Origin of the sequence: Myxococcus stipitatus DSM 14675 (assembly GCF_000331735.1) — a bacterium.
Taxonomy (GTDB): domain Bacteria; phylum Myxococcota; class Myxococcia; order Myxococcales; family Myxococcaceae; genus Myxococcus; species Myxococcus stipitatus.
Window position 1 is genome coordinate 9,419,443 of sequence record NC_020126.1, and the last position, 26,331, is coordinate 9,445,773.

General features: G+C 70.4%; 23 protein-coding genes. 8 read left to right on the forward strand and 15 right to left on the reverse strand.

The window, feature by feature from the left end:
• Positions 1-10: 10 nt before the first annotated feature.
• Positions 11-898 carry a hypothetical protein gene (locus tag MYSTI_RS36450; RefSeq protein ID WP_015352868.1) on the reverse strand — a complete coding sequence of 296 codons (888 nt, stop codon included), beginning with the start codon at positions 896-898 and terminating at the stop codon, positions 11-13.
• Positions 899-1,124: 226 nt separating this feature from the next.
• Here MYSTI_RS36450 and MYSTI_RS45055 point away from each other — a divergent pair, with 226 nt between their 5' ends.
• A complete protein-coding gene (locus tag MYSTI_RS45055; protein ID WP_015352869.1) occupies positions 1,125-2,186 on the forward strand; it encodes a hypothetical protein in 1,062 nt (353 codons plus the stop codon).
• A gap of 8 nt (positions 2,187-2,194) precedes the next feature.
• Here the strand turns inward: MYSTI_RS45055 and MYSTI_RS45575 are convergent, their stop codons facing one another.
• On the reverse strand, positions 2,195-2,506 hold the full coding sequence (locus MYSTI_RS45575) for a cyclic-phosphate processing receiver domain-containing protein (RefSeq protein WP_338042106.1): 312 nt from the start codon (positions 2,504-2,506) through the stop codon (positions 2,195-2,197).
• Entirely contained in the window at positions 2,503-2,736 is a 234-nt protein-coding gene (locus MYSTI_RS36465; protein ID WP_015352871.1) for a hypothetical protein, read from the reverse strand. Before MYSTI_RS36465 ends, MYSTI_RS45575 begins: the two co-directional genes overlap by 4 nt.
• Before the next feature lie 131 nt (positions 2,737-2,867).
• On the opposite strand from MYSTI_RS36465, the gene MYSTI_RS36470 reads away from it, so the two are divergent.
• Entirely contained in the window at positions 2,868-3,245 is a 378-nt protein-coding gene (locus tag MYSTI_RS36470) for a hypothetical protein (RefSeq protein WP_233278074.1), read from the forward strand.
• A gap of 76 nt (positions 3,246-3,321) precedes the next feature.
• Here MYSTI_RS36470 and MYSTI_RS36475 read toward each other — a convergent pair whose 3' ends face one another.
• From MYSTI_RS36475 to MYSTI_RS36485, 3 genes are all read right to left on the reverse strand, one after another.
• Positions 3,322-4,407, reverse strand: a complete 1,086-nt coding sequence (locus MYSTI_RS36475; RefSeq protein ID WP_233278075.1) for a trigger factor — start codon at positions 4,405-4,407, stop codon at positions 3,322-3,324.
• Between the two features lie 121 nt (positions 4,408-4,528).
• Positions 4,529-5,557 (reverse strand): hypothetical protein, encoded by a 1,029-nt coding sequence (locus MYSTI_RS36480; protein WP_015352874.1) that lies wholly within the window; start codon positions 5,555-5,557, stop codon positions 4,529-4,531.
• Between the two features lie 212 nt (positions 5,558-5,769).
• Positions 5,770-6,627 (reverse strand): 2-oxo acid dehydrogenase subunit E2, encoded by an 858-nt coding sequence (locus MYSTI_RS36485; protein WP_015352875.1) that lies wholly within the window; start codon positions 6,625-6,627, stop codon positions 5,770-5,772.
• Between the two features lie 118 nt (positions 6,628-6,745).
• On the opposite strand from MYSTI_RS36485, the gene MYSTI_RS36490 reads away from it, so the two are divergent.
• Positions 6,746-7,672: a DUF1684 domain-containing protein gene (locus tag MYSTI_RS36490; RefSeq protein WP_015352876.1), complete on the forward strand. Its 927-nt coding sequence runs from the start codon at positions 6,746-6,748 to the stop codon at positions 7,670-7,672.
• Between the two features lie 78 nt (positions 7,673-7,750).
• On the opposite strand, the gene MYSTI_RS36495 is transcribed toward MYSTI_RS36490, so the two are convergent.
• Together MYSTI_RS36495 and MYSTI_RS36500 are read right to left on the reverse strand one after the other, a co-directional pair.
• Complete coding sequence (locus MYSTI_RS36495) at positions 7,751-8,650, reverse strand: trigger factor (RefSeq protein ID WP_144370214.1); 900 nt, start codon at positions 8,648-8,650, stop codon at positions 7,751-7,753.
• 167 nt (positions 8,651-8,817) lie between these two features.
• A complete protein-coding gene (locus MYSTI_RS36500; protein WP_015352878.1) occupies positions 8,818-9,399 on the reverse strand; it encodes a type 1 glutamine amidotransferase domain-containing protein in 582 nt (193 codons plus the stop codon).
• 191 nt (positions 9,400-9,590) lie between these two features.
• Between MYSTI_RS36500 and MYSTI_RS36505 the strand changes: the two genes are divergently transcribed.
• From MYSTI_RS36505 to MYSTI_RS45455, 3 genes are all read left to right on the forward strand, one after another.
• The gene (locus MYSTI_RS36505; RefSeq protein ID WP_015352879.1) at positions 9,591-10,757 is read left to right on the forward strand and encodes a PQQ-dependent sugar dehydrogenase; all 1,167 of its coding nucleotides are present in this window, start codon (positions 9,591-9,593) and stop codon (positions 10,755-10,757) included.
• 63 nt (positions 10,758-10,820) lie between these two features.
• Entirely contained in the window at positions 10,821-12,407 is a 1,587-nt protein-coding gene (locus MYSTI_RS36510) for a cation:proton antiporter (RefSeq protein WP_144370215.1), read from the forward strand.
• Positions 12,404-13,534, forward strand: a complete 1,131-nt coding sequence (locus MYSTI_RS45455; protein ID WP_015352881.1) for an NAD-binding protein — start codon at positions 12,404-12,406, stop codon at positions 13,532-13,534. The genes MYSTI_RS36510 and MYSTI_RS45455 overlap by 4 nt, the downstream gene beginning before the upstream one ends.
• 285 nt (positions 13,535-13,819) lie before the next feature.
• Here the strand turns inward: MYSTI_RS45455 and MYSTI_RS36520 are convergent, their stop codons facing one another.
• The 4 genes from MYSTI_RS36520 to MYSTI_RS36535 form a co-directional block, all read right to left on the reverse strand.
• Positions 13,820-14,992 (reverse strand): tetratricopeptide repeat protein, encoded by a 1,173-nt coding sequence (locus MYSTI_RS36520; RefSeq protein WP_015352882.1) that lies wholly within the window; start codon positions 14,990-14,992, stop codon positions 13,820-13,822.
• A 77-nt stretch (positions 14,993-15,069) separates the two neighbouring features.
• The gene (locus tag MYSTI_RS36525) at positions 15,070-16,788 is read right to left on the reverse strand and encodes an aldehyde dehydrogenase family protein (RefSeq protein WP_015352883.1); all 1,719 of its coding nucleotides are present in this window, start codon (positions 16,786-16,788) and stop codon (positions 15,070-15,072) included.
• An 86-nt stretch (positions 16,789-16,874) separates the two neighbouring features.
• A complete protein-coding gene (locus MYSTI_RS36530; RefSeq protein WP_015352884.1) occupies positions 16,875-19,019 on the reverse strand; it encodes a M56 family metallopeptidase in 2,145 nt (714 codons plus the stop codon).
• A 3-nt stretch (positions 19,020-19,022) separates the two neighbouring features.
• Entirely contained in the window at positions 19,023-19,406 is a 384-nt protein-coding gene (locus tag MYSTI_RS36535) for a BlaI/MecI/CopY family transcriptional regulator (protein WP_015352885.1), read from the reverse strand.
• A gap of 146 nt (positions 19,407-19,552) precedes the next feature.
• On the opposite strand from MYSTI_RS36535, the gene MYSTI_RS36540 reads away from it, so the two are divergent.
• Positions 19,553-21,883 carry a PAS domain-containing sensor histidine kinase gene (locus tag MYSTI_RS36540; protein ID WP_201768944.1) on the forward strand — a complete coding sequence of 777 codons (2,331 nt, stop codon included), beginning with the start codon at positions 19,553-19,555 and terminating at the stop codon, positions 21,881-21,883.
• Between the two features lie 9 nt (positions 21,884-21,892).
• Here the strand turns inward: MYSTI_RS36540 and MYSTI_RS36545 are convergent, their stop codons facing one another.
• From MYSTI_RS36545 to MYSTI_RS36555, 3 genes are all read right to left on the reverse strand, one after another.
• Positions 21,893-23,287, reverse strand: coding sequence for a hypothetical protein (locus MYSTI_RS36545; protein ID WP_015352887.1), 1,395 nt, complete (start codon positions 23,285-23,287; stop codon positions 21,893-21,895).
• A 123-nt stretch (positions 23,288-23,410) separates the two neighbouring features.
• Entirely contained in the window at positions 23,411-25,024 is a 1,614-nt protein-coding gene (locus tag MYSTI_RS36550; RefSeq protein ID WP_015352888.1) for a phospholipase D-like domain-containing protein, read from the reverse strand.
• A 51-nt stretch (positions 25,025-25,075) separates the two neighbouring features.
• Positions 25,076-25,315: a hypothetical protein gene (locus tag MYSTI_RS36555; RefSeq protein ID WP_015352889.1), complete on the reverse strand. Its 240-nt coding sequence runs from the start codon at positions 25,313-25,315 to the stop codon at positions 25,076-25,078.
• A 413-nt stretch (positions 25,316-25,728) separates the two neighbouring features.
• On the opposite strand from MYSTI_RS36555, the gene MYSTI_RS36560 reads away from it, so the two are divergent.
• Positions 25,729-26,307: a hypothetical protein gene (locus MYSTI_RS36560; protein ID WP_015352890.1), complete on the forward strand. Its 579-nt coding sequence runs from the start codon at positions 25,729-25,731 to the stop codon at positions 26,305-26,307.
• Positions 26,308-26,331: the final 24 nt, after the last annotated feature.

Here is a 26,331-nt window from a genome sequence, read left to right on the forward strand (position 1 = left end):
GTCCAACAGGTCAGGGAGGCGGAGCCGTGCAGGGAAATCCATCGCAGCCCTGCACATAGAGCGGCCGGCCGGGGAGCCTGCGGGCAGGGGCGAGATGACGTGCGGGGACCTCTCGCCGCGTCCCGGTGCGGGCATCGAGGACGTAGGCCGGTGCGCCGGGGGACGTGCAGCCGATCAACAACTGCTCCGGGGCGTCCAGCCACCAGAGCGACTCGACGGGACAGGGGATGTCCAGCTCGCGAGGCGCCAGCGTGTGCGTGTCGTAGACGCCCAGGTGGCCCTCGAGGAGCACGGCGGCGAGGCGTCCTTCGGCGCCCACGAAGAGGCGGCCCGCGTTGCCGGGCAGCAGCGTCTGCGCGAGCACCGTGCCGCTGGAGTCCACGGAGACCAAGTGTCCGGAGGCATCGAGGGCCAGCATGCCTCGCGCGGTTCCGGCCAGGGCCACGGGAGCGAAGTCGCCCAGGGGGCTCAGGGTGGTGCCGTCGTCGCGCAGCAAGCGGCCCGCGGCGGAGAGCCACAGGTGGTTGTCGCCGTCGAACGCAATGGCGAGTGTCCCGGCGAGCTTTCGCAGCGAGGTGCTGTCACCGGGGCCGCACACGGCGACGGCGTGAGGGCTGAAGACCGCGGCGCGCGAGGCATCGGGTGAGACGGCCCAGCCGATGCGGGCCTCTGGGAGCGCGCGGGCGAGACAGTGATTGAGGGCGCCGAAGTTCGGGTCCGTGGTGGGGGACGAGACGAGGTACGGCAGGCTCGTGGTCGCGATGTAGACGAGGAGGCCGAGTGAGACGGCGGTGGCGAGGGTGAGCGGCCAGGGGCGGAGGCTGCGCGCGCGGGTGTTCCTGGCGGACGCGCGTGCGCCTTTCCTCCCCGTGGTCACCGCGCTCTCGCGTCCACTCAAGGTGACTCCTCGCGACGGTGCTGCGTCCTCGCCCTCCACGGCATAGCGCCCGGTCTTCTGCCAGGCCACCCACCCCGAGGCTGACTTCCAGCACAGCACGATTCGAGCGGGCGCGCTCGCGCGGCCCCTTGCCTGGGAGCGAGCACGCGAGCTTCCGCGAGGCCCGCTTGTCGCCGGCGCGAGGGGTCTCAACCTTGAAGGCTCAGCCCGAGGAAAGGACTTCGCCATGCGACGAGCACTCTCCACCGCGGCCCTGGCGTTCAGCGTCCTGGCGTCGCCTCTTGCCTTCGCGCAGGCCGCGGGGGCGGGTTCGCCCGGAATGCCGTCCCATGCACAGCAAGGGACAGGGAGCTCGGGTGGCCGCTACCCGCAGGAGCCGGGGGCCTTCGAGCCAGGGGACTATGCCCCCACGCCCCAGGGCTCGACCGGAGCGGAGGACAGCGCGGGCAGCCCTCCGACGGGCGCGGGGAGCTCGTACGGGACGGGCGGAAGCGGGACGCAGGGGAGCGCGGCTTCGCGACCCGTGAGGTCAGGTGACGACGCGGGCACGGGCGGAAGTGGTGCTCAGCGGAACGAGGCCTCTCGGCGCACGGGCTCGACCGAAGACGCGGGCACGGGCGGGAGCGGCGCGGACTCCTCCGCTTCGGGCAACACGGGCACTCGAGTCTTCGTGGGTGCGGACGCGGGGACAGGAGGCTCCGGAGCCCGCGACACGTCGTCGAGCACGGACGCAGGAACCGGAGGCTCGGGTGACGAGGGTGAGCGGGCTCCCGCCACCCCACAAGGCACCGAGCCTCACGACGCGATGGGCAACGCGCACGGCGGCAGCGCGGAGGCCGCGGCCTCTGGCCGGAAGCAGGACCCCGATGACCTGACCCGCGAGGTCGCGATGCTTCGCTCCGACGTGCTCCGCCTCCAGCGACAGGTCAACGGCCTGAGCGCGAAGCAGCAGGGCGCGCACAATGGAACGGGCGGCTCGGGCGCGGACGCCTCCAACGAGGACAACACGCCGAACGCGGACCCCTCCAAGACGGTGGTCGCCAACGTCGTCATGCGCGGACAGGTGACCTCCACCTCCGCGCAGCGCATCGTGGTCCGAGACTCCGAGACAGGAGACCTCTACAACCTGCGCGTCGGCCAGAACACCCAGGTCCTCCACGGAGGCAAGCGCATCGCGCTCCAGAACCTCCGAGAGGGCACCTCCGTCCAGGCCGCGTACAACCTCTTCGGAGACGGCCACTCCGCCGCGACCCGCATCCAGGTGGCACCCACGCCCCGCCGGAAGTGACGCGGCCCTCACGCCTCTCGAACGAAGCGCTCGATGCGCGTGATGGCCGATTCCATCTTCTGGCGCGCGGAGCTGTTCGCCGAGTGCACCCGGACTCGCGGCGGGACGAAGCCGCGAGTCGCCACGGCCTCCTCCAGCCACAGCAGCACGTCGTAGCCCGTGCCGTGCGCGTCATCGCCCAGGTCGTGGTCGAGGCTCAGCTCGTCCACCTGCCCACCTTCGAGCAGCGTGATGACATCCTCGGGCCAACGCGCGGAGACCCAGCCCGTGGGCGTCGGCCGCTCATCGTCGAGATAGACCTTCAGGCGCGTCGAGCTCAGCGCTTGTCATCCTTGCCGGAGCTGGCCTCCGCGAGCTGGCGCATCTTCGCGGCGAAGGGGCTCTCGGAATCGCCTCGGCCCTGCGCACTCGACAACCGCTGCCGCCGAGTCATCGCCAGGGAGCCCTCCGCGGGACCTTCCAGCGCTTCCTTGTCGTAGCGGTCCTGCCCTCCCAGCGCGCGCCCCACGGGCCGCGCGGACGCGACACGGCGGTTGGTATCCACGGACATGACGAGACCTCCGGCGGTGACGACCTCCCCCGTTCTACTCCACCCCCTCGCCGCTCGCAGCCCCACCACCCCAGGCCGGCTTCAAATGGGCGCCGGCTTGCACTAGAAAGTGCGGCCTGGAGCCCACGAGCGTGCCGCCCACCCGCCCCCCATCTCATCGCGACCCCCAGGAGCCGCCCCGCTCCCGCTGGCATCGGTTCCTCGACTTCATGGAGCTGTCCAGCCCCGAGGGCATGCGGGGCCTGGGGCTGATGATGGGCTTGCTGGTCATCGGCTTCTGGCCGCTGGTCGCGCTGGGCGTCCTGGACGTGAGCGGGTCGGCGCGCAAGGCCCTCGTCGCGCTGGGCCCGGTCACCATCTGCCTGGGCTTCTCCGTCCTCATCCTCGTGTGCGGCTACCGCTATGGCGAGTCGCTGCGCTGGTCCCGTCGACAGACCTGGGGCCTGGCCGCGCTGTTCCTGGGCCTGGGCGCGCTCGCCGGCCTGGGGCTGTGGTTCAGCGAGAGCTGAGCCGCTGAAAACACAAGGAGCCCGTCCCCTGAATCGGGACGAGCTCCTCGTCAGCACCGGGTGCGCGCGTCGAGGCTCAGCCCTGCTCCGCGCCCTCGAAGGTGACCTTCGCCTTGTTCATCACGTGCTCGACGGCGAACAGGTACCAGCCCAGCTCGACCAGCTTCTTGGTCGTCTCCGGCGTCTCGCGCAGGGCGGCGGCGACTTCCTCCGCGCCGAACCCGAACGGCTCCATGTGGTCGCGAATCAGCTCCTCGAGCTTCTCCGGGGTCAGCTGAAGCTTCTCCGCCTCGGTGACGGCCTTCAGCGCGAGGCCGATGTGCAGCCGGCGCTCGACGTCCGCGCGCGTGGTGGGGTCCGTGAGCCAACCGCGGAGCGCTTCCTGCTGCTCCTCGACGTCGAAGTTGTACTCGACCATCGCCTGGCCTTCGGCCTGGGCCCAGCGGCGGCGAATCTCCTCCTCCACCAGCGCCTTGGGCAGCTCCACCGGCGCGCGGCGGGCCACCTCGTCCAGCACCATGTCCTGGGCCTGCACCCAGAGCTCGCCCGCGACTTCGTCCTCCAGCTCCTCACGGATGTTGTTCAGCACCTCGTCCAGCGTGCCGCCCATCCCGAGCTTCTCGAAGAACTCCGGCGAGCTCTCCGACAGCATCGTCACCTGCTGGGCGCCGACGACGTCGATGAGGAACCGCGCGGGCTTCCCCTGGAGCGCCACCACCGGGTAGTCCTCCGGCAGCTCGAGGGCAATCTGCATGGACTCGCCCACCTTGCCGCCCTGGGCCACGGTCTCGCTGAAGCCGGGCATGGCCTCGATGGGGGCCAGCTCCGTGGACATGCCGAAGCGCGCGGAGAAGGGGATGAGGACCCCGTCGCAGTAGCCCACGACGTTGAGCTGGACGTTGTCTCCCAGCTCCAGGGACTCGCCCTTCTCACGCTCGCGCGTGGTGGCCACGCTCCGGCGCTTCTCGTGGAAGGCGCGCAGGAGGTCGTCCTCGGTCAAGTCCTCGGGGGTGGGGACGAGGACGGAAATCCCGTCGAGCGACGGAGCCTCCACGGAGGGGAGCTTGAGCGAGTCCGTGGAGGCGGTGCTCACCACGGGGCTCATCTTCAGCAGGCGCTCGACGCCCCGACCAGAACCTTGATTGCTGCTGCTGCTGCTCACGGATGCTCCCGGAAGATAGGCGTGCCAGCGTCCGCGCCAATGGGGAACAAAGCGACGGCTCGGCATGGACTAAGGCTTAGTCCAGCCGAGCCGCTCTGACAAACCGCGAAAGATTGACGGCTTACTTGAAGAAGGCGCCCACGATGCTGGACACCGTGGAGACCGCGGCGCCGACCTGGCTGACGATGGGGATGTTGGTCGCGGCGGCGATGGAGCCCACGGCGGTGATGACCGAGGTCACCTTCTTGCCCACACCCGCGTTCTTGTCCATCAGCGTCGCGCCGGCGTTGGCCACGTCGACCGCGGCGATGGCGACGTTGACGCCCGGGGCGAAGCGGCCCAGGGCCTTGGCGGCGGTGCCAGCGGCGGCCTTCGCGCCCTGCTTGAGGGCGGCCTCACCGGCCTCGCGGCCGACGGTGGCCAGCGCGGCCTTGGCGGCCGAGCGGGTGCCGCTGCCCAGGATGCCCTTGGCCAAGCTGCTGCCCGCCTTCGCGGCGTCGCCGGCGGCGGAGCTGATGGCGCGGCCCACGTTCTTCAGGGACGCACCCTCCATCACGCCCTTGGTGGCGGCGTTCTTGACGGCCTTGAGGACGTCGTCGCTGGCGTTCGGGAGCGCCTTCTTGAACGCGTCCAGGGCCGCCTTGCCGGAGTCCAGCTTGCCCTTCATCAGGGTGCCGCCGAGGATGCCGCCCATCACCTTGCCGCCGAGGATGCCGCCGGTGGCCGCCGTGATGGTGGCCTTGGTCGCATCCAGGCCGGAGCGGGTGGCCGTGATGATGTCGTCCTTGCTGCCGGTGCGGATGGCCTGACGGATGTCCTTGGCGGCGGTCGCGATGGACATGCCCGCGGCGGGGATGCCCGCGAAGCGCAGGGCCGCGTTCATGTTCGCGCCCAGCTTGGACAGGCCCTTGAAGCCCTCCTTGAAGGTGGGGTTCTTGACGAAGTCGAAGTTCGTCTTCCCGAGGAGACCCTCAGCGCCGTTCTTGATGTTCTTGATCTGCTGGAACGTGTCCTTGCTGAACGCGAAGGCCTTGGCGCTCTGGGCAACGACGGCCGCCCCGCCCTTGATGACTTCCTTGTTCTCCTGGAAGGTCTTCTGGACGTTGGCGCGGACGGTGTTGAAGGTCTTCTTGATGTCGGGGAAACCCATGTGGGCCTCGCGAGGTTGAAAAGGAGTGGAACTTGAATGAGTTATCGCAACGCACCTGCGGAAGTTGCGTAGAACCTTTTCGCTTCTTGGAACCTGGCGGAAACAGCGTCACTGGAACGCCAAGTCCTCGAAATCACTGAGCATTCTCGAATGTGACGGGCGCCGCGGTTTTACCCCGCGAATCAGTCCACCCATTCCAGTCGTGATTTCGCTCAACCTGTCACCGCCGGTATTCCTGATCCAGACGAGGGGTCCCAGCAGGACTCCGGTGACTCCAGCGCCGCGCCGACGTGCCGCAGCACTCGGGCGATCACCTCCACGTCCAGGGCCCTCGCGTCCCAGGTGCACGTGAGCGTCATCGTCTTGCCCGGCACCAGCGCACCCGCCTCCACCACCGGCACGGTCCGCACCGAGCCGGGCGCCAGCACCAGCGGCACCCGCGTGTACGGCACCGTCGCCACGTAGCCCCGCTCCAGCCCCAGTGAGCCCAGGCTCGTCACCACCACCGAGCCGAAGGGGTCTCTCGGCATCCCCACCCAGCGGAGATCCACGTTCAACGTGAACCAGACGAAGGACAACCACCGCAGCGCCCACCCCATCAACATCCCCGGGATTCGATACGACCGGCGCTTGCCCCGCTCGATGTCCACGTCCGCACGCGCGCGAACCCGCCCCACCCTGCGCTCCAGCTCCCGCCCGAACGCCTCCAACGACAACCCGTCCGCACGAGGCACCGTCGCCGTGGTCAGGTCCACCCGCCCCGACTCCTCCGGCTGCACCACGAGCACGCACACCCCCACGTCGACACGCTGGGACGGCGCCCCCCACCGCAGCAGCACGTTGGCCTCGGGATGGAGCCGCAGCGCATCCGCCGCCGCCTTCGCCACCAGGTGCGTCACCGTGAGCCGCTGCCCCGTGCGCGCCCGCCAACCCTCGAGGAACACCAGCGCCTTCTCCATCCGCACGTCCAGGGACGCGTAGGCACTCGGGTCCCTCGGCGAGCGCCAGGCCCCCAGGGCGAGCTTGCGGAAGACTCCCGGCGGCGGCGCCGGCTTCAGGTCGAGGTTCACGGGATGTCCCTCCCGCTTCGCACGGCGCCCCCGCGCCTGCAACCCCACCCTGCGCCGCGCCCCCTACCCTGTTAGACAAGGCCACCGCAGGAAGCCCCTCTCTTCCGAGGCCCCCGACATGACGCCCCTTGCCCTGGCCCTGTCCGTCGCTCTCCATGCCGCGCCCTCTCCCAAGGCCACCCCGCCCTCGAAGCCCCCCGCCAAGAGCATGACCGCCCCCTCGACGACCGAAGACCTCGCCACCTCCACCCGCACCTGGCACGAGCAGCGCCTCCAGCGCCTCCAAGCCGAGGACGGCTGGCTCTCCCTCGTCGGCCTCTTCTGGCTCAAGGAAGGCGAGCAGACCGCGGGCTCCGCCCCCGACAGCGCCCTGGACTTCCCCGACAACACCCCCGCGAAGCTCGGCACCTTCACCCGCAAGGGCAACACCGCCACCTTCCAGCCCGCCCCCGGCGTGCAGCTCACCCGCAACGGCCAGCCCTTCACCGGCGGCGAGCTGAAGTCGGACGAGACAGGCTCCCCCGATGTCGTGCAGCTCGGCAGCCTCAACTTCCACGTCATCCAGCGCGGCGACAAGCTGGGCGTACGCGTGAAGGACTCCGAGTCCCCCGCGCGCAAGCAGTTCCACGGGATCCCCACGTACCCCGCCAGCGCCGCGTGGAAGGTCACCGCGCGCTTCGAGCCCGCCGCCACGCCGCGCACCCTCCAGGTCCCCAACGTGCTCGGCACCACCGAGGAGATGAAGGCTCCCGGCGTCCTCGTCTTCACCGTGGACGGCAAGGAGCACCGCCTCACGCCCGTGGAGGACGGCTCCAACAAGCTCTTCGTCATCTTCGCGGATGAGACGAACCGCGACTCCACCTACGGCGCGGGCCGCTTCCTCTACGCGGACATGCCGAAGGATGGACAGGTGGTGCTCGACTTCAACCGCGCCTACAACCCGCCCTGCGCCTTCACCCGCTTCGCCACCTGCCCGCTGCCGCCGCGCGGCAACCGCCTGGCCCTCCGCGTGGAAGCCGGCGAGAAGCGCTACGGCGACCACTGACCTGTCCGAGTCCGCGCGGCCGCGACGCTCCCGTCACGCCGCGCGGACGAAGCAGCGTGCCGCCACCTCCATCAACCCCTACGCGTAAAGCAGCCTGCCCTCGAACCACGGCTCGGAACCCCTGTGGCCCGTCGCCTCGGGGGCCACGCGTGCGCGGGACGAGAGGCCCTCGGACAACACCTGCGCCTCCGCGCACACCCCCTTGAGTCGTTCGGACATCGCGACGGCGCGAAGCCCCTGCTGGAGCCGCACCCGGTGCTCCGCTTCAAGCCGGGTGGCCCCATCGTCCAGCCACCCCTCGAGCGCCTCGCGCATCTGTTCCGGAGCAAGGCCCAGCCGGACCAGCACCGGGTGCTCGACCTCTGACCAGCAGCGGCGGAGCTCCTCGTCGACCAGGCTCCGGGGCACCTCGACACGCGCGCGACGCGACCATTCCCGCAGCGCCTCGCCCTGACGCTCGCGCTGCGCCTGGGCCTCCCGCTCGGCGGCGAGCTCCCGACGGAGCTGCGCCATCACCTCATCGCGCGTGGAGCCGCGCGCGAGGACGGCAAAGAAGTCCGAGGACTGCTCATCGAGCGTGGCCACCTCGCGCGCGGCCGTGAGCTTCACCACGAAGTGAGCCGCCACGCCCCGGAGCGCCTCCACCGGATGGTCCCCGGGAAGCGTGAGCTCCACCGCGTGCGTCTTCCCCACGTTCAAGCCCACGAGGGACTCGAGGAGCCCTGGGAACCGCGGGTTCGCGGCGACCTCGGTCCACCACTCCGAGCGCGCGGAGAAGGCCATCAGCCGTCCGTTCGCGAACCCGAGGACATCCAAGAGGACGTCATCCCCCGCCGCCACCCGCTCACCCGGCGCGCGATTCCTTCTCGGGGCAAGGGCTCGACACAACGTCCTGTAGCGCGCGAGCACGACCTCCTCCGTGAGGGCCACGGGGACCGGGGCCTCCGACACCTGAGGCTCCGCCCTCGAGGGTGCCACCGAGACATCCGGGGACCGGGACCGGAGACGAGCCAGTGTGCCCGCGGCCCTGGCCAGGAGCCCCATCCCCTGAAGCTCGCCCGTGGAGAGCGGCAAGCCCGCCCTGCTGGAGTCGTGGGAGCGCATGGAGTCCGGTACGCACACCTCCCCCTTCCGGTTACACGCGCTCAGTGCACCATGGCCGGCTGGACCCAGACCTCTTCTCGCAGGAGCGGTGAGTCGACTCGCGGCGAGACACCCTGGGCCACCTGTCGCAGCAACGCCTCGCAGAAAGCCCAGACATCCCCCGGGTGGCGCGAGGTGATGAGGTTGCCATCCTCCACCACCTCCCGGTCCACCCACCGCGCGCCCGCGTTGATGAGGTCTGTCTTCAGCGATGGCCACGACGTGAGGATTCGCCCCTCCGCGATGTTCGCCTCCACCAGCAACCACGCCGCATGGCAGATGGCCGCCAGCGGCTTCTCCGCGCGGAAGAAGTCCCGCACCAACCCCACCATGTCGATGTCCAGGCGCAGCACATCCGGTGAGTAGCCTCCCGGAATCACCAGCGCGTCGAAGTCCCGCGAGCTCACGTTCCTCGCCGCCCGCTCCGACGTGACGACCTCGCGCCCCTGCCTCCCCCTGACGGCCTGCCCCGCCTCCAGCCCGATCACCACCGCCTCGTGGCCTGCCTGCCTCACCTGGTCATAGGGGACGCGGAACTCCTCGTCCTCGAAGTCGTCGGCCAGGATGAACGCGATGCGCGCCATGAAACGTCTCCTTGTTCCTCGCGGGCGGGTTGTCCCGCTCGAGCAAGGTGCCCACGCGCCAGACGCCGACACAGCCTCGTCCGAGCAACCCGCCCGCCCGCCCCCTGGCCGACACGAGCCCACCCCTCTCACGTCCGCTCCCCTGCCCTCGGCGCTGGCGTGGGAGCGCACGCGCGGACATTAATCGCCCCATGCGCGCCTCTCGCCTGCTCGCCTCCGCCACCCTGGTGCTCGCCGTCTCCACCGCCGCCTGCCGCAAGAGCCAGGCGCAGGGCACCGCCTCCCCGCGGGACTGCGTGCGTGTCGCGGATGACTGGGGCTCGGACGGCGCCGTGCCCTTCACCGTGGATGTCGTGGCCCAGGGCCTCGAAGTCCCCTGGGGCATCGCCTGGCTGCCCGGCGGCGACGCCCTCGTCACCGAGCGGCCCGGTCGCATCCGCCTGCTGAAGGCGGGCGTCCTCCAACCCAAGCCCGTGGCCACCGTGCGCATCACCGAGGCCGCGGAGGGAGGACTGCTCGGCATCGCCGCGCATCCGGACTTCGCCACGAACCGGCAGGTCTACGTCTACGTCACCACCGACGCGAGCGGCCGCGACGAGAACCGCGTGGAGCGCTGGACGCTCTCCGAGGACCACTCCACCGCGACGTTCGACCGGGTCATCTTCGGAGGCATCCCCTCCGCGACCTACCACGACGGAGGACGCCTGCGCTTCGGCCCGGACGGCATGCTCTACGCGGGCACCGGCGACGCCCGGGACCCGGACCGCTCCCAGGACGTGAGTGACTCCGCGGGTAAGCTCCTGCGCCTCACGCCCGAGGGACAGGTGCCCCAGGACAATCCCTTTCCCGGCTCCCCCGCCTTCCTCACCGGCCTGCGGAACCTCCAGGGTTGGGACTGGAAGGATGCCACCACGCTGTACGTCACGGACCACGGCCCCAGCGGTGAGACGATGCGCCGAGGCCATGACGAAATCAGCCTCGCGCGCCCGGGGGCCAACCTGGGCTGGCCCGGCATCTACTCGTGCGAGCTTCACGAAGGGCAGGTCACTCCCTCGCTCACCTTCGCGGACGCGATGCCGCCCGGGGGCGCGGCCCTCTACACGGGCACCTCCATCCCCGAGTGGAGCGGCTCGCTGCTCGTGGGCACGCTCGGCTCGCGACACCTGCACCGCGTGGAGTTCGCCTCGGACAACCCGGCCCGGGTCGCTCGACACGAGGTGTACCTGCGCGACACGTATGGCCGCCTGCGCGAGGTGACGATGGGTCCCGACGGCCACCTCTACGTCACCACGAGCAACTGCGACGGCCGCGGAGACTGCGGGCCCCGGAAGGACCTCATCCTCCGTTTGAGGCGCTAGGACTCGAAAGCCTCTCGTGAAGGGGGAGTGACCGCGCGCACCCGTTCTGGAAGACTGCGCGCCGTGCACTTGGAGATGCCTCTCGTCATTGGATTGATGGTGGCCGCCATCGTCCTGGCCATCGCCGCCAAGCGGGCGAACATGCCCTACAACGTGGCGCTCGTCGTGGGAGGCCTGCTCATCTCGGTGGGCAACCTGCTGCCTGGCGTGCCGCCCCTCAACCCGGAGGTGGTGTTCCTCGTCTGCCTGCCGGCGCTGCTGTTCGAGGGCGGCATCATGGCGGACCTCAATGGCATCCGCGCCAATGCCTTGCCCATCCTCATCCTCTCCACGCTGGGCATGGTGCTAGCCATTGGCGCCACGGGCACCGCGCTGCACTTCCTGGTGGACCTGGCCATCTGGCCCGCACTGCTGCTCGGCGCGCTGCTGTCCGTGACGGACACCGTCTCCATCCTCTACGCCTTCCGTCGCGCCCCGGTGCCTCCGCGCCTGTCCGGCATCATGCAGGGCGAGAGCCTCTTCAACGACGGCACGGCCCTGGTGGCGTACGCGGCCATCGCCAGCGTGGTGGCGGGAGCCGCGGCGCCCTCGCTCCCCATGCTGGCCGCGCGCGTGCTGCTCGCGTCGGCGGGCGGCGCGGTCGTGGGCCTGGCGGTGGGCATGCTGGGCGGCTTCGTCATCCGCCACACCGAGGACCCGCTCGCCGAAATCATGGTGACGACGGCCGTGGCGCTGGCGTCCTTCGTCGTGGCCGAGCAGCTCCACCTGTCCGGCGCCATCTCCGCGGTCGTCGCGGGCCTGGCCGTGGGCGTCGGCATGCGCAAGAACGTGTCGCCACAGAGCCAGGTGGCCATCCACTCCTTCTGGGAGTACGCCACGTTCGGGGTGAACACCTTCCTCTTCCTCGCGGTGGGGCTCACCACGAAGCCGGAGACATTGCGCGGCTACGTGCCGGAGACACTCATCGCGGTGGCGTGCGTGCTGGCCGGGCGCGCGGTGGCCATCTATGGGCCCTTCCTGCTCTTGCGCTTCATCCGTCCGGCGGAGGCGGTGCCGCCTCGCTGGCAGCACGTCTTCATCGTGGGCAACATCAAGGGCGCGCTCTCCATCGGCCTGGCGCTGGGACTCCCCGCGGCCACGCCGGGCCGGGAGAAGCTGGTGGCCATCGCCTTCGGCGTGACGCTGGTGTCCCTGGTCGGCCAGGGCTTGATGCTCACGCGCGCGCTCAAGTGGCTGGGCCTCTTCCGGCAGGACGAGGTGGCCCTGGCCATGTCCGAGCAGCGGGGCCGGCTCATCGCCAGCCGCGCGGCGCACCAGGAGCTGGCGGTGTTGCATGAACAGGGGCTGGTGCCTCGGGCGGCGTATGACCACCTGCGCAGTGAGTACCAGGTGAACATCGCCCGTGCGGAGCGCGAGCTGCGGCGGCTCAACGAGCACCACCTCACGCAGGGGGCGCGAGACCTCATCGCGATGCGGCGCCGGCTCATCGACGCGGAGCGCACGGCGCTTCAAGGCGCGCGCCGCAGCGGACTCATCCCGGAGGCGACGGCGGAGCACATGCTGGCGCAGCTGGATGAGCGGACGCTGAATCTGGAGAAGGTGCTGCACGGCGAGGAGCAGACGGTGGAGCACGGGAGGAAGGCGTCGTGAAAATCGTCATCGCGGGAGGTGGACGGGTGGGCAGTGTGCTGGCCGCGCGTCTGGTGGCCGAACAGCACAGTGTGACGGTCATCGAGCGGGATGCCGCCACGTGCACGCGCCTCTTCGAGGAGGTGGGCGTGGTGACGGTGTGTGGCGACGCGACGAACCCGCAGATGCTCGAGGCCGCGGGCGTCACGTCCGCGGACGTGGTGGCGGGTGTGCTGGCGCGCGACTCGGAGAACCTGGCGTTCACGATGCTGGTGCGCAGCATGTCCCCGGCGCGCCTCATGGTGCGCATGTTGGACACGAGCTACCGCGAGGCGTATCGGCTCGCGGGTGTGAAGGACCTGGTCGCCGAGGCCGAGGTCGTGGTGGCGAAGATGACGACCGCCATCGACTTCCCGCAGGTGGCGGGCTCGCTGCCCTTGGGGGATGGCGACACGGTGCTCTTCGAGCTGGCGCTGCCCATGCGAGCGCAGGTCGCGGGGCAGACGGTGGCGCAGGTGCGCGGCATGGAGGGCTTCCCGCGCGAGTGTGTCTTCATCGGCGTGGTGGACCCGCAGGGCCGGGCGACGCTGCCGGATGGGAGCACGCTGCTGAAGGCGGGACACACCGTCATCTTGGTGGCCCGGCGCGCGCAGTTGGCGGAGGCGGTGACGTTCCTCACGCGGGAGCCGGTGGGCACCACGGGGGTGGCGATGCTGGCCTCCACGCTGCGCAAGGTGGACTTCCTGGCGCCGCTGAACACGGAGGAACTGGAGACGGTGGCGCGCGGCGCCGAGCACCTCCAGCGTCCCGCGGGCACGGAGCTCTTCCGACAGGGCGATGCGGGGGAGAACTTCTACGTCGTGCTGTCGGGCGAGGTGCAGCTCAAGGACACCGGTGGCCAGTCGGTGGCCATGGTGAAGCAAGGGGGCTTCTTCGGTGAGCTGGCGCTGCTCACGGGGGAGCCTCGGACGGCGACGGCGGTGACGAGCACGGCGTGTGAGCTGGCGGCGGTGGGGCGCGACGACTTCCGCAGCGTCGTCATGGCCAACCCGGGTGTGGCGCTGGAGATGAGCCGCATCCTCGGCGAGCGCCTGTCGCGCGTGCAGGGCATCAAGCCCTCCAAGCGCTGGGGCCTCTTCGGGCGGTAGTGCCGAGCAGGAGCGGGACTTCCTCGAGGAGTCCCGCTCACACGCACGAGCGTCGGGCCGCCTCCACTTGCCCACTTACGGGCGAGGCCGAAGAGCGGGAATCCACGGGGAGCCCACTCACGCGCACGAGCGTCGGGCCGCCTCCACTTGCCCACTCACGGGCGAGGCCGAAGAGCGGGAATCCACGGGGAGCCCACTCACGCGCACGAGCGTCGGGCCGCCTCCACTTGCCCACTCACGGGCGAGGCCGTCGACCCCGCCCGCTCGTTCCGCGGAGTGCTGACTTCAGGCCGCGCCCAGGGCCTTCAGGATGCGCTCGGCCTGGTCGCGAATCTCTCCCTGGCCCAGCGTCCTCGCCCGCTCCGCGTGGTGGAGCGACGCGGCGCGGTCCGTCATGAACGTGGCCACCGCCATGTTCAGGTTCGTCGTCGCGTCCGCGGGGTGCGCGGCCAGGGCCCGCTCCAGCAACGGCTTCGCGCGCGAGTGCTCATCGTCCTGCATCAGATGCATCGCCAGGTCATTCACCGGCCCCAGCTCGGTGGGCACCAGCGCCACCGCCTCTTCCAGCCGCCGGCGCGCCTCCTCCCGCTCTCCCAGCGCGCCGTGCATCTGCGCCAGCGCCGTCAGCGTCTGCCAGCTCCCAGGCGCCATCCGCAGCGCCTCCTCGAAGAGGGCCTTCGCCTCCGCGAAGGAGCCGGCGCTCATCACCGCCAGCCCGTGCATGTAGACATAGTTGACGTGGGCCGGCTCCAGCTGCCGCAGCTCCAGCGCGGTGCGCTTCGCCCCCTCCGGGCTCCCCGCGGACAGGTACAGCTTGAAGAGGTCCTCCAACACCGCGCGGCGCAAGCTCCCCTGCGCCTTCTCCAACGCCTGCGTCCCCGCCTGGATGGCCAACCCCAGCGCACCCTCCGCCGAGTGCGCGCGCGCCAGCATCAACAACGGCATCGCCTCCTGCGGCGCCCGCTCCGCCGCCTTCTGGAAGTGCGTCACCGCCGCGCCCAGGATGCCCTGCTGGAGGTGGATGCGGCCCAGCTCGAAGTGGACATGCGCGCTGTCCGGCGCCACCTGCAGCGCGGACTCGTACGCGGCCCGGGCACCGTTCAGGTCTCCCCGGTCCAACAACAGCCCCCCCAGGTTGAAGCGCTCGAAGTAGCCCGACGTCGGCGCCGCGGCCAGCACCTTGAGCGCCTCCAGCGCCTCCGCGTTGCCCGCCTGCGCGCGCAGCATCGCCAGGTGCGCCTGCCCCTCGGCGTGGTCCGGCTTCACGCTCAGGAGCCGCAGCGCCGCGGTCTCCGCCTCGCGCGCGGCCCCCACGCTCAGGTACGTCCGGACGAGCCCAATCAAACACTCCACATCGTCCGGGTCGATGGCGAGTCCCTTCTGGAAACTCTTCACCGCCTCCTGCGACTGCCCCACCTGCAGCAGCCGTCCGCCTTCCCGAGCATGCGTCGATGACATGCGCCGGGTTTACCACGAGGGCCCCGGCCCCGGCAGTCCACGCCCCCGCCCCCCGCTGGGAGCGCGAGTCCCGACACTCAGCGACGCAGGGCCGCCGCCGCCACGCCCGGCAGCTTGAGCCACGACGGCGCCCGCTCGAAGTCGACCAGCCGCGTCCCCAAGTCCCGCGCGCCCCGATGCCCCGGCACCCACGGCGGCGCCATCAGGTTCGTCAGCGGCGCGCGCAGCACCGACTTCTCCACCTGCTCCAGCATGAGCGTGTTGTGGACCCAGCCCAGCCCGCTCTGGATGTCCCGAGCCGTCGAGGACGGATGCCCGCCCCAAGGCAGGGAGACGAGCGCATACCCCGCCGCCGGCCAGGTGTTCACCGCCACCGTGCCATAGCGCAGCTCCCGGATGGCCTTCTCCACCGCCGAGGCCACCGCCGGGTCCTTCAACGAGCTGGGGTGCACGATGAGCGTGGCGTTCAGCGTCCCCCACACCTTCTCGTTGAGGAACGCCACCGCGCCGGCCAGGAAGGACACCGGGTCATCCCCACCGGGCAGGCCCGTCTCCGACAACACGGTGCACCACGGCTCATGACGGAACACGCGGTCCTCCGCGTGCCCCGGGTCCACGTCCGAAATCAGCGCGTAGGGCAGCTCCCCCTCGTGCGCGTGGCCCAGCTTGCGCAAGTGGGCGCGGCCCTCGGTGAACTGGCGCCAGCGCTGCTCCGCGCCCGGGTAGAACGCGCGCCGCACGGCGGCCTTGCCCAGACTCGCCGCCACCGCGTCCACCACCCGCGCGCGGGTCCCCCACCCCTTCGGCTGCACGAGCAGCTTGGCCGAGTTGCAGTTGAACGACGCGTTGTTGGCCACCATGCCCGCGATGTTGTCCGCCTGGAAGCGCAGCTCTCCGTCCGAGTACGGCCCGGGCACCACCACCACCGGGGAGATGTTCCCCAGCTCGCTGGTGAAGGGCTTGCGCAGCAGCGGCTCGTTGCGAGCGCGCCGCGCCTCCGACTCCGTCCCGGGAGGTCCCCACACCAGCGCGTCATGCGTCTTGTCGCTGCCGGTGATGTGCACCTCATCCACCGCGGGATGCGCCACCAGCGCGGCGCCCTCCTCCGCTCCGCCATACACCACGGCGAAGACGTCCATCCGCACCAGCGGGGCGAAGGCCTGCTCCAGGAAGGGCCCCAGGTAGGCATTCACCGGGTTCATCTTGAGCACGCAGGCGGTGCCCTCGACGAAGAGCTTGTAGAGACAATCCGCGGGCGGAATCGAGTTGACGTTGCCCGCGCCCAACACCGCGCACAGCCGGCCATCATGCGGCTTGCGGTAGAAGGACGCCTGGTGCTCGGGGAGGTTGTCCGCGGTGACGCCGGGCAGGAAGTGGACCTCGCCCTCGTTGCGCGGCAGCAGCATCCCCTCCAGCGTGTCCATGGGGTAGATGCGCGCCGCGAGCCGGCCGTCCTCCAGCGTGCGCAGCCGCGAGGCGGGGATGCGCGGGACACCGTGCTGCTGGATGTCCCGGAGCGAAGTGGCCAGCAGGCGCAGGTTGCGCACCACCACCATGGGGCCCGCCAGCCACTCCTCTCCCGCCATGGGACTGCTGGGGTCGACTCCCTTCGCCTCACAGGCCGCGAGCACGCTCTGCTCGGCGATGGCCGCGTAGCCCCGGCTGAGCTCCTCCAGGAGCGCGAGGCGCTGGGGCACTCCCAGCTTCACCCACGTCCGGGAGCCCGCCTTCACCCGCTGGATGACCGTGTCCAGCGTGCTGGAGGGAGTGTTGCGAGGACTGGCGGCGAGACTCATGGGGAGGAGACCTCCGGAAGAAGGGGGGCCGTCCCAAGTTAGGAGAGCCTCCACCCCCGCGCCATGAATCCCGAGCCCGAGCGTCCTCAGGTGGGCAGCGGCTTGCCCAGGCCCTTGCGGAGCGCCTCGTCGATGAGGGCGCGGATGGCCTTCTCGGCGTCGCGGACCTCGTCCTCGGTCTGCTCGCTGACCTTTGCCATCTCACGACCCAGGGCCGCCTGTTGCTCACCCAACTTCGCCTGCTCGCGGCCCAGGGCTTCCTGCTCCTGGTCGATGGCCTCGCGCTTGGTGTCCAGCGCATCCATCTCCTTGTCGAGCGCCTCCTCCTGCTTGTCCAGCTCCGCCTGGCGACGGTCTCGCTCCGCCTCGGGGAGTGAGTCGATGCGGTTGGATTCCAGGTGCAGCCCGGCGCGCTTGTGGGCGAGCTCCGCGTGCCGCAGCGCCAGCTCGCTCTGCTTCACGCCCAGGGCGCCCTGCTTCAGGCCCAGCTTGCCCTGCTCATGCCCCAGCGCGCCCATCTTCTCCCCCAAGGCGCCCTGCGACGCGCCCCGGGCCCGCATGGGCTCCAGCGCCGCTTGCAGCGCCTTGAGCGTGGCCTCGTCGCGAACGATGAACGCCTCACCCTTGCGACGGACGTAGAGCAGCTCACCGTCCTTCTTGCCCTGGAACATCTTCGCGAGCTGCAGGTCCACCGTGCTGCCGCTCATCGTCGCGCTGTCGCCATCGAGCAGTACGTAGCCGAAGTCGTCTTCCGACGCGATGTAGCGAGGAGGCTTCGGCGGCGTCGGGGGCGTGGCGGGGACGGCACTCGCCACGGCCACCATGGGCGGCGGAGTCCGCGGGGTGGCGGGCGCCACGGGGGCACGCGGGGCCACGCGGACCTGCGCGGGTGCCGCCGCGACAGGCGCGGGCGCCACGACGGGAGGCGCGGGTGGGACAGGAGTCGCCGGGCTCGTCGCCATCACGGCCCCCACCATGCGAGTGCGCTCACGCGTCGTCGCGACCGGCGCGGCGGCGGCCGTGTCGGGCCGCGTCTCCGGCTTCGACTCCTGGCGCGCGACCACCTGGAAGGGCACCAGCGCCAGAAGCCCGAACAGGGAGAACGCCCACTTCCATCCACGACGAGAAAGAGAGGAATCCACTTCGACGTGCTCCAGCATGCTCAGCCTCCTGTACAGCGCATCAACGTGAGCCGACGCGCCCAGCGCGGCGGCGGTACCGTGGGAACGGGCGACTCCAAACGCGAGCAGCAGCTCCCCGTAGTCAGCGGGCTCCGCGCCCGTGAGACGCAGCGCCTCCGCGTCACAAGCCTCTTCACGAGCCAGCGCATACTCGCGGGCCGCGCGTCGAGCGAGCGGATGGAAGAACAGCAGCGCCTCCGCGAGCGCGGGCACCCAGCCCAGCCACAAGTCCCCGCGCTTCAAGTGCGCCACTTCATGCGCCAGCGCCATGCGCAGCCCTTCCACGGGCATCAGGCGCACCGCCTTCGCGGGCAGCACCACCACCGGAGACAAGAGCCCCGTGGCCAGCGGGCTCGTCACCGCGTCCGACACGAGCAGCGCGGGCGCCTGCCTCAGTCCCGCGCTGACGGACAGCTCGCGGACCTCCTCCTCCAGCTCGGGGTGCACCAGCGGACGCGCGCTCCGGCGAACCTGACGCATCAAGGCCCAGCTCCGCACCTGATGACGCACCTGCCACAGCAAGCCCACGACCCAGGCGCCGAGCAACAGCAGGAGCAGCACCCGCTTCAGGCCCTTCAGGTCCTGGAAGAAGGCTCCCATCGAGCGCTCCGACTCACGCGCGCCCGCACCTTCCGCCGCCAGCGCGCCCGTGCTCCGGGCCGCGGGCGTGGCGACGGACGCGTCCATCACCACCACCTCGGGCCCCCCCAACATCACCCTCAGCTCCCCCATCTTCGGAGAGGAGGAGGACGGAGCCACCTCCCGGGGCGCGTGCTCGGGCGCGGGTGACTCCACCCGCGCCAGGAGCGTCCCCAGCGTCGCGGGCAGCAGTGGCACCGCGAGCGGACGCACCGCCACCAACGTCACCACGAACTTGAGCGCCACCAGCCACCACAGGCCCGCGCGCAGCGAAGCGGGCATCCGCGTCCACCCCCGCGTCACGGCCCACACCAGCGCGGCGCACAGCGCGCCCTGCCACGACGCGCGCCACAGTCCCTCCGGCCAGGACGAGAGCCACGACCCCATCTGCGTCAGCCAATCGGTCCGCATGGGCTAGTCCTTCCGCTTCTTCGAGCGAAGCCGCGCCACGACATCCTGGAGCTGCGCCAGCTCCGCGTCGGAGACGTCATCCGCGTCGGAGAGATACGCCGCGAAGGGCGACAGCGAACCCGCGAGCGTGCGCTGCACGAAGTCCCCCACCACGTCCCGCAGCAGCTCCCCCTCCGGCACCGGCGAGGCGTACTGGAACACGCCCTCCACCTTGCGCCGCGTGAGGTAGCCCTTCAGCCGCAGCCGCTCCATCACCGTGAGGATGGTGGAGCGCGCCAGGCCCTGCGGCTCGCCAAAGCGCTCCACCACCTCCCCCACCGTGGCGGGCCCGTGCTCGGCCACGTACCGCAGCACCGCCAGCTCCTGCTCTCCCACCGGCTTCTTCATGGCGACCCCGTGACGACAGCTGTAGTCACGGAGGAAGGTACGCGTGACTACAGCCGTAGTCAAGCCGACGCGTGCGACGACGTGGCGAGGGCGCGAGGAGAGGAGCAACCCTTTCGCGAGAGTGGGACGAGGTCCCATGTTCGGGAATGCTCAGGCGATTGCGGCGAGGGCAGGCAGGGTGGGGCGCCTCTCCTCGGACGCGCCCTTCCCCCGCTCACGAGCGGCTGCTGCAGGTGGGCAGGAGCCTGCACGCCACGCTCATCGTCGAGGCGCAGGGGCAGGTCCTCTGGATGGAGCCGGAGCTGGTGCTCGCCGCGGGCGGTGTGCGCGACAGCGTGCGGGGCCAGGCGGTGGACGTGGTGCTCGCCCGCATGCCCTGGCTCACCCGCACGGTGCGCGACGCGCTGACGAGCGGACAAGGGCTGGGTGACGGCGTCGCGCATGGACAACCGCAGCGCGCCGTGGCGCTCGCCGTGTACGGAGACGACCACGTGCTCCTGGGCGCCTGCGTCCGGCTCCAGCGCATGGCGCCGCTGGAGTCCGCGCGCGGAGCCACTCGCACGGAGCTGTCTCGCATCCGGGAGCGCTACGAGGACTTCATCGGCAGCATCGACGGCATCGTCTGGGAGGCGAACGCGGAGTTCCACTTCACCTATGTGAGCCGACAAGCCGAGCGGCTGTTGGGTGTCCCCGCCGAGCAGTGGGTGCGGCAGCCGGACTTCTGGGCCCGGCACGTCCACCCGGATGACTGGCCGGAGGTCCTCTCCGCGTGCCTGGGCGCGTGGCGGCAGTCGCGGCCGCAAGAGCTGGAGTACCGCATGCTCGCGGCGGACGGGCACATCGTCTGGATGCGCGCGCACGTCACGGCCATCTCGGAGGACGGCCACCCCATGCGGCTGCGCGGGCTGATGGTGGATGTCACCGAGCGGCGCCGCGCGAGGGAGAAGCTGGAGCACACCCACTCCGTGCTGCGCGCCACGTTCGACTCCATCGCGGAGGGCATCGTCGTGGTCGACGAGGACCAGCGCATCGTCGCCTTCAACAAGCGCTTCCAGGACATCTGGCGACTGAGCGACGAGGTGATGGAGTCGCGCGTCGCGGAGCGGGCCCTGGCGAGCGCGGCGCGCCTGACGAAGGAGCCGGCGCGATTCATCGCCCGCGTCCAGGGCCAGTTCTTGCCGTCGGAGGACATCACCGTGGACACCCACGAGCTGACGGACGGACGCACCCTGGAGGACACCTCGCATCCCCAGCGCATGGGGGACACCGTCATCGGGCGCGTGTGGAGCTACCGCGACGTGACGGAGGAGCGCCGCGTGAGGGTGGAGCGCGAGCGCCTGCTGGTCGCGGAGCAGAACGCGCGCGAGCGGCTGGAGGAGTCCTTCGCGCTTTTGGACACGTTCCTCAACCACGCGCCCGTGGGCCTCGCCTTCGTCAACCGGGAGCTGCGCTACCTGCGCATCAACGACGCGCTCGCGTCACTGCATGGACGCAAGCGCAACGAGGAGCTGGGGCGCACGGTGCGGGAGATGAACCCCCTCATGGCCTCTCGGCTCGAGCCGCTGATGCGGCAGGTGATGGAGACGGGCCAGCCCCTGAGCGACCTGGAGATGTCCGGCTACGTCCCCTCCACGCCCCACGAGCTGCGCCACTGGCGCGTCAGCTACTACCCGGTGCGCACCCTCAGCGGAGGCATCGTGGGCCTGGGCGCCGTCGTCGTCGAGCTGACCCACGAGCACCGCGCCCAGGAGGAGCGCGAGCGGCTCCTCAAGGAAGCCCAGGAGGCCATCAGCGTCCGCGACGACTTCCTGTCCATCGCCGCCCACGAGCTGAAGACGCCCCTGACGCCCCTCAAGCTGCACCTCCAGATGATGAAGCAGCAGGCCGCCGAGGGCCACGCGCCCAAGCTCCACCACGTGGACAAAGCGCTGGCGCAGGTGACGCGGCTGTCCGTGCTCGTGAATGACCTGCTGGACGCCACGCGCATCGAGGCGGGACGGCTGGAGCTGCACCGCAAGCCCGTGGAGCTCCAGTCGCTCGCGCGCGAGGTGCTCGCGGAGGCGCGCCCGTTGGGCACGCAGCACACGCTCGAGTACGAGGAGACCGCGGAGCCGCTCATCGTCCTGGGGGACAGGGGGCGGCTGGCGCAGGTGCTGATGAACCTGCTGGAGAACGCCTTCAAGTACAGCCCCACCGGGGGCCTCGTCCGGCTGACGGTGGAGCGCGAAGGCGACGCGGCCCACGTGTCGGTGCGCGACACGGGCATCGGCATCCCCGAGGACCAGCGCGAGCACCTCTTCCAGCGCTTCTTCCGCGCGCGCAACGCCCCCATCTCCGGCTTCGGGGGGCTGGGGCTGGGGCTCTACATCTGCCGCGACATCGTCGAGCGCCACGGAGGCCACATCGGCGTGGACACGGAGGTGGGCCGTGGCTCCACCTTCCGCTTCACCCTGCCGCTGGAGCCTGCGCCGCCCTGAGCGCCGGCGTCAGCGCTGGAAGTCCACGCCCACGCCCGCGCCCACCGTCACGCCGCGCACCAACTGGTTGTTGGCCTGGGGGAAGTGCACCGTGCCGCCGGAGCCCCACGCATACAGGTGGTTCATCAGCCGCTGGCGGACCTCCACGCCCAGCGAGTAGCGCGGCCGGTCGCCCAGCGCCGTCAGCACCGCGCGCGCCAGGGCGCGGGTGCGGCCACCGGGAAGCTCGAAGCCCGCGGACACATCCAGGTCCGTGCGGCCGAAGCCGTAGTACTGCGCGGCCAGGCTGCCCAACAGCAGCGTCGAGTCCGCGCCGCCCTTCGCGATGGACGCCTCCAGGTAGCCCGCGAAGCCCTTGGGCAGCTCCTCTTCGGAGATGGGCTGCTCGGCCAGGCCCGTGCCGGAGAAGCGGCCCAGCTCGTAATCGGGACCGAACATGCCGAAGCGGAAGCGCCCGCCCTGGTGGCGTCCCTGGAGCGTCACGCTGATCTGCGTGCCGCTCGACGTCTGGCCCTCCATCGCCACGCCGAGCAGGCCTCCCACCGCGGGGGTGTGCGACTGAGCAAAGCGCGCACCACCGCCCAGCAGGGCCCACGCGCGCAGGCGCTCCCCCTTGTAAAGCGCCACGTCCCCGCCCAGCGACGCCAGCGTCAGGTTGGGCGTCTTGCCCCCCGCGCGGCCCGCGTCGTGCGCGGCGGACAGGCGCACCAGGTAGCGGTCGAACTTGTTCGCGTCGTCGCTGGCCGCGCGGCCCACGTCCAGCAGCAGCTCCCCCGCGAAGAGCCGCGCCGCGAGCACGTCGCTGGCCAGCACCTCCGCGCGCACCGGCCCCTTCACCACCGTCACCGAGCCCCCCGCCGGGTGGTAGTCCGGCGACAGCACGTTGCTGTAGCGGCCCACCAGGTAGCCTCGGCCCAGGGACTCGTCGACCAGGGGCTCCACGCGCAGATAGAACGCCTCGCCTTCCCGGCCGATGCGCAGCATGCGCACCACCTGGCCCGCGTCGCTCAGCTCATCCCAGTCCTCGCGGCGCAGGCGGGCGCCGTAGTCGCCCTCCGTCTGCTTGGGCTCCTCGTCCACCATGCGCATGCGCAGGTTGGCGCCCAGCCGGAGCACGAAGGAGTCCCCCTTCGTCAGCCCCAGCACCGGATACGCCCGGATGAACAAGTCCTGTCCTCCACCGGGAGTCCCGGAGGGCAGGCTCAACCCGCCGACTTCCAGCTGCGCGGTGAACCCGAAGCCCTCTCCTCCCGCGTTGCTTCCCGGAGGCGCGGGCTCATCCAGGCGGGCCTTGGACACGGGGGTGTCCTGGCGTCCGGTGGACTCGGGCCCTTCCTCGGAGATGGTGGAGCTCTGGTTGGAGACGAGGGCGAAGAGGACGAATAGGGGGGCGGCGCCGGTCATCGTCCCCCAATCCTACCCGGCCCCGCTGTCTCGCGAAGTCCTCGACCCACATCGTGTGGGTGGCACTGCCGAGCCTCGGCACACGCACGCGCCCGGTGAGACACGTTCGATACGGAAGGTCCCTCATCCTCCGTCGCGGTGGCCTCGCTCGTCGTCCGAGCCCGCCGGAAGAATCGCCCGGTGTGGGCGCTCCTCCGCCGTCCCCACCCACCAGCGCGACAGGAGCCGGATGCCGGAGGCGAAGAGGCCGTCCTCCCCGCCGCGCAGGGCCTCGAACAAGGACTCGTCCAGGACGGAGTCCTCCGGGTCGATGCTCAGCTCCTCCGGCTCCAGCGACTTGAGCAGGGGGCTCTGGTCGAACACCGTCTCCAGCGGATGCGGACGCAGCCGGTGCGCCTCTTCTCGCGCCACCGCGTCCAGCCGCTCCACCCACGCGGCGTCCACCCGCGCCAGGGAGCGCACCGGCCCCACGCCCGACAGGCCCGCGAGCTCCGCCATCAGGGACACCCGCACGCGACGGATGGCCCGCGACACGGCGTCACCGTCCGCCTCCGCCTCCCAGCTCAGGTTCAGCTCCGAGTCCAGGCCCAGGCTGCGGTTGGTGGTGTTCGCCGAGCCCAGCATGAGGAAGGCGTCGTCCACCACCATCACCTTCGAGTGGATGTACGTGTAGACATCCTCGCCCGAGAGGCCGTCGCGCGCCGCCGAGCAGTACACCCGGAACGTGTGGCCCGTCTCCCGCGCCAGCCGCCCCAGCGCGCGCAGCAGCCGGACCTGAGCCACGCCCATGGCCAGTTGCTCGCGCAGGGCCTCCGGCTGCCGGGGCAACACCAGCACCACCTGGAGCGGTGGGCGCCCCACCGCGCGGAAGCGCCGCGCCAGCGCCTGATAGATGGCCCGCGACGAGAAGTACTGGTTCTCGATGTAGATGAACCGGTCCGCCGCGTCGATGGCGTCCAGGAACAGCGCGCGCACCTCCTGCACCGCCTCCTGCGGCGGCAGGAGCGTCTTGCCGAACGTGCGACTCAGCGCCACCGGCCCCGGCGGCGCGGGCACGCTGGAGGAGAAGCTCACGTCATCCCGAGCCACCTTCGGCAGCCGCAGCTCGCCCCCACCCGCGTGGGCCCACCTCGCCTCGAACAGCTCCGTCAGGCGCTCCACCACCGGCCCGGTGAGCACCGCCTGCACGTCGTGGTAGGGCCGATGCGGCTCCCGGCCGCTGTCGCATCTCAGCGCCGAGCGGGCGCGATGCTCGCGGTCGTCCCAGCGGCAATCACACACATCCATCCCGCCCGTAAAGGCTTGCACCCCGTCGATGACCACCAGCTTCTGGTGGTGCGCCCCATAGAGCGGACTGGAGGCATCGAAGCGGAAGCGCACCCGCTCGTTCGTCGTCCAGTTGAACAGCAGGTGCTGCATCCACTCGCGCTCCATCGCGAGCAGCAAGCTGAAGTCCCACGCCAGGATGTAGACATGCAGCTCCGGGTTGGCCCGGCACAGCGCGTCCAGCATGGGCAGCAGCCGCACCTCGCCGCCCCGCGCCTCCTCCAGGTCCTCTCCCCTGAGGAGCGCCACGTCGCTGTCGAACTGCCAGCCCGTCATCACGACGTAGCGCCGCGCCTTCTTCGCGGCCCGGTACAGCTCCCGGTAGTACGCGCGCCCATCCACCAGCACGCCCGCGTCGCTCGTCTCCTCCACCGTCCAACAGTTGCGTCCGGGAATGATGATGCGCTTCACCCGCCTGCTCCCCTCGCCGCCTCCCCTGACTCCCGGCCCGCGCGTGTGTCCTCAGCCCACGAAGACGATGTGCTTGCCCGTGGCCAACACCATGTCCTTCGACGACATCACCTGCTTCACCTTCTTCACCTCACCCCCCACCGTGTCGAACGCCGCGGCGATGAGGTCCCCCAGCGTCACTTGCACCCGGCGTGCTTGTCTCCCCGCCCCCGACACCGCACGCGCCGTCGTCACCTTCACCCGCCGAGCCTTCCGCCGGATGCCCTGCCCACTCCGCCGAGTCTTCGCCATGGGTTCTTCTCCAAGGGTTGATGGATTCAGCACACCCAGACACCCCGCCACCGCCGCCGCCCACCTGCCTCCTGTCCTTGAGCAACCCATGTGCCGAGCGCCAACCCCTTGTCCTCACTGGAGTCGCCGCCCCCTCGCCTCCTCCTCGCACCGGAAGGGCCGCCATTTTTTCAGTCCGCCCCCCGCGCCTGGGACTTCCCGTCCACACCCCACCGGAGGAGTCCTCCCACCTCGTCCCAGCCCTCCCTACGCAAGTGTTTGGAACCAGACATGAGACACCGACACATGGGTCCCACCCCACCCAATCGCAGACGGAGCCACGACAACGGAAAAGTTTAGACAAATCAGGATGTTTGAAATTACCGGAGAAACCCGCTTCAATGCATGACAGCGAATCGCGAGGACATACCGGTATGACTTTGAAGACGCCGACGACGACCCCCACCCCCGCCGCCCCTGCCTTCGCGTCCTTTCAAGGCGTTGAAGTCATTGGCCAATCCATCCTCTCCATCGTCAACGGGATGGAGCTGGCCCAGGCCCGGGCGCTGCGCATCCTCGCGGAGAACGGCATCTCTCCCCTGGAGGCGAAGTCCTGGTATCCGATGCCCGCGCTGCTGAAATCTTTCAGTCTCGTTTTCGAGAAGATTGGTCCCAGCACGGTGCGAACGATTGGCCGGAAGATTCCAGAAAACGCGCAATTTCCTCCGGACATCGACTCGCTGGAGAAAGTCTTGCGCGCGGTGGACCCGACGTACCGGATGAATCACCGGGGCAAGGGCCATATCGGCGGTTATCACTTCGAGTCCGTCGACAAGCGCAACGCGAAGATGCGCTGCGACAATCCCTATCCGTGTGACCTGGACTACGGACTGCTGGAAGCCATCACTGACAAGTTCCGCCCCAAGGATTCGCTTTGGGTGCGTATTGAACATGACCCCAAGAGTTGCCGACGCAGGGGGGATGTCGCCTGCGTGTACACCGTCAGCTGGTAGCCCCCATCGCGGGTAGCAGGGAGG

Bases quoted from the DNA above. Each gene is read 5' to 3' on its own strand.
- MYSTI_RS45055 (WP_015352869.1), top strand. From the start codon at position 1,125: ATGCGACGAGCACTCTCCACCGCGGCCCTGGCGTTCAGCGTCCTGGCG.
- MYSTI_RS36465 (WP_015352871.1), bottom strand. From the start codon at position 2,736: ATGTCCGTGGATACCAACCGCCGTGTCGCGTCCGCGCGGCCCGTGGGG.
- MYSTI_RS36480 (WP_015352874.1), bottom strand. From the start codon at position 5,557: ATGGGTTTCCCCGACATCAAGAAGACCTTCAACACCGTCCGCGCCAAC.
- MYSTI_RS36490 (WP_015352876.1), top strand. From the start codon at position 6,746: ATGACGCCCCTTGCCCTGGCCCTGTCCGTCGCTCTCCATGCCGCGCCC.
- MYSTI_RS36500 (WP_015352878.1), bottom strand. From the start codon at position 9,399: ATGGCGCGCATCGCGTTCATCCTGGCCGACGACTTCGAGGACGAGGAG.
- MYSTI_RS36505 (WP_015352879.1), top strand. From the start codon at position 9,591: ATGCGCGCCTCTCGCCTGCTCGCCTCCGCCACCCTGGTGCTCGCCGTC.
- MYSTI_RS36520 (WP_015352882.1), bottom strand. From the start codon at position 14,992: ATGTCATCGACGCATGCTCGGGAAGGCGGACGGCTGCTGCAGGTGGGG.
- MYSTI_RS36525 (WP_015352883.1), bottom strand. From the start codon at position 16,788: ATGAGTCTCGCCGCCAGTCCTCGCAACACTCCCTCCAGCACGCTGGAC.
- MYSTI_RS36530 (WP_015352884.1), bottom strand. From the start codon at position 19,019: ATGCGGACCGATTGGCTGACGCAGATGGGGTCGTGGCTCTCGTCCTGG.
- MYSTI_RS36535 (WP_015352885.1), bottom strand. From the start codon at position 19,406: ATGAAGAAGCCGGTGGGAGAGCAGGAGCTGGCGGTGCTGCGGTACGTG.
- MYSTI_RS36540 (WP_201768944.1), top strand. From the start codon at position 19,553: ATGCTCAGGCGATTGCGGCGAGGGCAGGCAGGGTGGGGCGCCTCTCCT.
- MYSTI_RS36545 (WP_015352887.1), bottom strand. From the start codon at position 23,287: ATGACCGGCGCCGCCCCCCTATTCGTCCTCTTCGCCCTCGTCTCCAAC.
- MYSTI_RS36555 (WP_015352889.1), bottom strand. From the start codon at position 25,315: ATGGCGAAGACTCGGCGGAGTGGGCAGGGCATCCGGCGGAAGGCTCGG.
- MYSTI_RS36560 (WP_015352890.1), top strand. From the start codon at position 25,729: ATGACTTTGAAGACGCCGACGACGACCCCCACCCCCGCCGCCCCTGCC.